The organism is Rhizobium sp. 01T417 (assembly GCF_056398905.1).
Genome location: NZ_JBFTQH010000083.1, coordinates 1 through 4,413, shown reverse-complemented (window position 1 = coordinate 4,413; position 4,413 = coordinate 1). Strand labels below are relative to the sequence as shown.

The following is a 4,413-nucleotide window of genomic DNA, read 5'->3' as shown; positions in this document are numbered from 1 at the left end:
GAGCTGTTCATGTTTGGAATCCTGGCTCCTGGTTTAAGCGATTCGGGTTTGGCTTTGCGGATCGAAGAACACGGCCTTGTCGAGGTTGAAGGCGAGGCGGGCGTGCTGGCCGGCCTGGATGCGGGCGTCGGCCCTGAGCCGCGCCACGACCTCCTTGCCGCCTAGCTTGGTGACCGCGAAGGTGTCGGATCCGGCCGGTTCCACCACCTCGATCAGGCAGTCGCTTTCGGCCAGCGCCTTGGCGTTGCGGTCCGCACCGTCAGGATCGGTCAGCGCCTCGGGGCGGATGCCGAAGACGATCTCGCGGCCGGTATGCGCTTCGAGCGCGCCGTTGCCCGCCGTGACAGGCAGCCGGATCGGCTCGCCCTGCGGACGCGAAAGCGACACGGTCAGGCCGGACGCCCCCTTCTCGATCGTCCCCGCGAGGAGGTTCATCGCCGGCGAGCCCATGAAGTCGGCGACGAACATGTTGGCCGGGTTGTTGTAGATCTCGGCCGGCGTGCCGAACTGCTGCACCTCGCCGTCGCGCATGACGGCGATCTTGGTGGCCAGCGTCATCGCCTCGATCTGGTCGTGGGTCACATAGACGATCGTCGTGCCGGTCGCCTGGTGCAGCCGCTTGATCTCGATGCGCATGTCGACGCGCAGCTTGGCGTCGAGGTTGGAGAGCGGTTCGTCGAACAGGAACAGCTTCGGGTCGCGCACCAGGGCGCGGCCCATGGCGACGCGCTGGCGCTGGCCGCCCGACAGCTGGCTCGGCTTGCGATTGAGCAGGTGGCCGATCTGCAGCACCTTGGCAACCTTGTCGATCGCCTTGTTGCGCTCCTCGACCGGCACGCCGCGCATCTCCATGCCGAAGGCGATGTTTCCGGCCACCGTCATGTTCGGGTAGAGCGCGTAGCTCTGGAACACCATGGCGATGTCGCGCTTCGACGGATGCAGGTCGGCAATGCTGCGGCCATCGACGCGAATGTCGCCCTCGGTGATCGATTCCAGGCCGGCAATGGTGTTGAGCAAGGTCGACTTGCCGCAGCCGGACGGGCCGACGAGCACGAGGAAGCCGCCCTTTTCCAGGTCAAGGTTGATGCCCTTGAGGATCTCCAGCGAGCCGAAGCGCTTCTTGAGACCTGAGATTTCGAGGAAAGCCATTGGATTATCCTTTGACAGCGCCCGCCATCAGGCCACGCACGAAGTAGCGGCCGGCGAGAATGTAGACGAGGAGGGTCGGAAGCGCTGCGATCATCGCCGCCGCCATGTTGACGTTGTATTCGACGACACCGGTGGAGGTGTTGACGACGTTGTTCAGCGCCACCGTCATCGGCATGGAATCGCCCGTGCCGGCATAGGCCGAGGCAAACAGGAAGTCGTTCCAGATGTTGGTGAACTGGTAGATGACGGTGACGACGATGATCGGCAGCGAGTTCGGCAGCATGATGCGGCGGAAGATCTGGAAGAAGCTGGCACCGTCGACCTGCGCCGCCTTCACCAGTTCGGTCGGAAAGGCCTCGTAATAGTTGCGAAAGAACAGCGTCGTGAAGCCGAGGCCGTAGACGACGTGAACGGTGACGAGGTTGACGGTCGGATTGCCGAAGCCGAGCGACATGCCGATCTGGTCGCGCAGCGTCGCCCCGAAGCGGCCGAGGCTGCCAAGGATGGTCGCCATCGGCAAGAGCACCGACTGGAACGGGATGAAGCAGGCAAACAGCATCAGGCCGAACACCAGCGTGTGGCCGGGGAAGCGCCACTTGGTCAGGATGTAGCCATTCAGCGCGCCCATGATCGTCGAGATCGCCACGGCCGGAACGACCATCTTGATCGAGTTCCAGAAGTAGCCCTTGATGCCGGCGCAGGTCAGCCCGACGCAGGCCTGCCCCCAGGCCTTGAACCAGGGCTCGATGGTCGGCGACTGCGGCAGCGCCAGCATGTTGCCGTTCTGGATCTCGTCCATCGTCTTGAACGAGGTCACCAGCATGACGAACAGCGGCATCAGGTAGATGATCGCGAAGATGACAAGCAGCCCGTAGATGAAGATCCGGCTGAACAGTCTGTTGCGCGAGGCGCTGGCCGCACTCGGCAGGGTCGAGGTGACGGCGCTCATCGCGATTTCTCCCTGAGTTCCGAATAGAGATAGGGAACGATGATCGCCGAAATCGTCATCAGCATGATCACCGCGCTCGCCGAGCCGACGGCCATCTCGTTGCGCTTGAAGGTGTATTCGTACATGAAGTTGGACGGCAGCCAGGCCGAGCCGCCGGGGCCGCCCGAGGTCAGTGCCACAACCAGATCGTAAGACTTGATCGCCATGTGGGCGAGCACGATGAAGGCCGACAGGAAGATCGGTCTGAGCAACGGGATGATGATGCGGCGATAGAGCTGCACGGTCGTCGCCCCGTCGATCTGCGCCGCCTTCATGATCTCGCTGTCGATGCCGCGAAGGCCGGCAAGGAACATCGCCATGACGAAGCCGGACGCCTGCCAGACACCGGCGATCACGACAGTATAGATCACGAAGTCCTTGTTCTTGATCCAGTCGAAGTGGAAGCTCGTCCAGCCGAACTGATGCAGCGTCTGCTCGAGCCCGAGCCCCGGATCGAGGAACCATTTCCAGGCAACGCCTGTCACGATGAAGGAGAGCGCCATCGGATAGAGGAAGATCGGCCGCAATATGCCCTCGCCGCGGATCTTCTGGTCGAGCAGGATCGCCAGGAACAGGCCGAGCGCCAGGCAGATGCCGACATAGAGCACACCGAAGATGCCCATGTTGGTGATCGAGGTGTACCAGCTGGACGGCGGATCGCTTTCGAACGTCCAGCGCCACAGCCGCTGATAGGCGCGCGGGCCCGTCAGCACGTAGGACGGAAAGGTCTTGGAATTGGTGAAGGACAGATAGATCGTCCAGAGGATGAAGCCGTAGACGAACACAAGCGTGATGGCGAAACTCGGCGCGAGCACGATCTTCGGCAGCGCGTCCTGCAGGCGCGCGCGGATGGAAATGAGCGTTCCACGGTGCGGCGTGAGAACGGTTTTATCGGTAGCGATGGTGCTCATGGGGTCATCTCCTCCAACGAGATCGTCCGTGGCGGAATCTTCCCCGCCGACACCGGCGGGGAAGACCGTGGGAGGCCTTGATTACTTGGCGTCGTCGATGGCCTTGACGAGCTCTTCGACCGCCTGGTCGGAGGTCTTGATCTGGCCATGCACGAACTTCGAGACGACGTCCTTGTAGGCATTGGCAACCGCCGGAGGCGCGCCATAGCCCTGGGCCAGCGAGCCGTACAGCGTGCCGCCTTCATTGGCCTTCTTCAGGTCGGCGATACCCTTCTTGCCGCAGGCGTCGAAATCGGTATCCGGAACGTCGGTACGGGCCGGAACCGAGCCCTTGACGACGTTGAACGCCGACTGGAAGCTCTTCGACAGCGTTGCCTTGGCAAGCGCCACCTGTGCTGCCTTGCGGTCGTCAGGCACGTTGAACATGCCGAACATGTCCGAGTTGTAGATCACGCTGCCGTCGGTGCCCGGGAAGCGGTAGCACAGGAAGTCGGTGTTCGGTGTCTTCTTGGCGGCGACGAACTCGCCCTTGGCCCAGTCACCCATCACCTGCACGAGCGCATCGCCCTTGATGACCATGGCGGTCGCAAGGTTCCAGTCGCGTCCGGAGAAGTTCGGGTCGACGTACTGGACGATCTTCTGCAGGTTGTCGAACGACTTCTTCATCGTGTCCGACTTCAGCGACTCCTCGTCGAGGTCGTTCATCGCCTTCTTGTAGAACTCGGGGCCGCCCGTCGACAGCACGATCGAGTCGAACATCGTCGCTTCCTGCCAGTTCTGGCCGCCGAGCGCCAGCGGCGTCACGCCGGCAGCCTTCGCCTTGTCGAGCAGCGCGATCAGGTCGTCGAAGGTCTTCGGCTCGGTGCCGCCGATCTTGTCCATCACACCCTTGTTGATCCACAGCCAGTTGACCGAGTGGACGTTGACGGGGGCTGCGACCCACTTGCCGTCATAGACGGAGAACTTCTGCAGCGCCGCCGGAACCGCCTTGTCCCAGCCCTCGGCCTTCGCCGTCTCCGTCAGGTCCCCCATGACGCCGGCCTGGGCGTAGTCGAGAACGGTGTAGCCGAGCATCTGCGAGGCCGTCGGATAGGTGCCGGCCGCAACCATCGCCTTCAGCGCCGTCATCGCCGCATCACCGCCACCGCCGGCAACCGGCACGTCCTTCCAGGCAAACCCCTCCTTCGACAGATCCTCCTTCAACACGTTCAAGGCCGCAGCCTCGCCGCCGGACGTCCACCAGTGCAGCATCTGCACTTCCTTCACATCCGCAGCCTTGGCAGCACCCAAGCCCGCAACACTCATCGTCACCAACGCTGTCGTCATCAAAAACTTGCGCATCGTTTCCTCCCGGTTTGCAAGTTC

Annotated in this window: 4 protein-coding genes; all 4 read right to left on the bottom strand. The window is 62.8% G+C overall.

The window, feature by feature from the left end; translation table 11 throughout:
* Nucleotides 1-33: 33 nt before the first annotated feature.
* The 4 genes from AC1DPR_RS31365 to AC1DPR_RS31350 all read right to left on the bottom strand — a co-directional run bounded on the left by AC1DPR_RS31365 (nucleotide 34) and on the right by AC1DPR_RS31350 (nucleotide 4,389).
* The gene (locus AC1DPR_RS31365) at nucleotides 34-1,149 is read right to left on the bottom strand and encodes an ABC transporter ATP-binding protein (RefSeq protein ID WP_025660749.1); all 1,116 of its coding nucleotides are present in this window, start codon (nucleotides 1,147-1,149) and stop codon (nucleotides 34-36) included.
* A 4-nt stretch (nucleotides 1,150-1,153) separates the two neighbouring features.
* On the bottom strand, nucleotides 1,154-2,098 hold the full coding sequence (locus AC1DPR_RS31360) for a carbohydrate ABC transporter permease (RefSeq protein ID WP_018117075.1): 945 nt from the start codon (nucleotides 2,096-2,098) through the stop codon (nucleotides 1,154-1,156).
* Nucleotides 2,095-3,048 carry a carbohydrate ABC transporter permease gene (locus AC1DPR_RS31355; RefSeq protein WP_113472084.1) on the bottom strand — a complete coding sequence of 318 codons (954 nt, stop codon included), beginning with the start codon at nucleotides 3,046-3,048 and terminating at the stop codon, nucleotides 2,095-2,097. The genes AC1DPR_RS31360 and AC1DPR_RS31355 overlap by 4 nt, the downstream gene beginning before the upstream one ends.
* A gap of 81 nt (nucleotides 3,049-3,129) precedes the next feature.
* Entirely contained in the window at nucleotides 3,130-4,389 is a 1,260-nt protein-coding gene (locus AC1DPR_RS31350) for an ABC transporter substrate-binding protein (protein WP_018117077.1), read from the bottom strand.
* Nucleotides 4,390-4,413: the final 24 nt, after the last annotated feature.

Excerpts from the sequence above, each read along its gene's own strand:
- AC1DPR_RS31365 (WP_025660749.1), bottom strand. The coding sequence starts at position 1,149 with ATGGCTTTCCTCGAAATCTCAGGTCTCAAGAAGCGCTTCGGCTCGCTG.
- AC1DPR_RS31360 (WP_018117075.1), bottom strand. The coding sequence starts at position 2,098 with ATGAGCGCCGTCACCTCGACCCTGCCGAGTGCGGCCAGCGCCTCGCGC.
- AC1DPR_RS31355 (WP_113472084.1), bottom strand. The coding sequence starts at position 3,048 with ATGAGCACCATCGCTACCGATAAAACCGTTCTCACGCCGCACCGTGGA.
- AC1DPR_RS31350 (WP_018117077.1), bottom strand. The coding sequence starts at position 4,389 with ATGCGCAAGTTTTTGATGACGACAGCGTTGGTGACGATGAGTGTTGCG.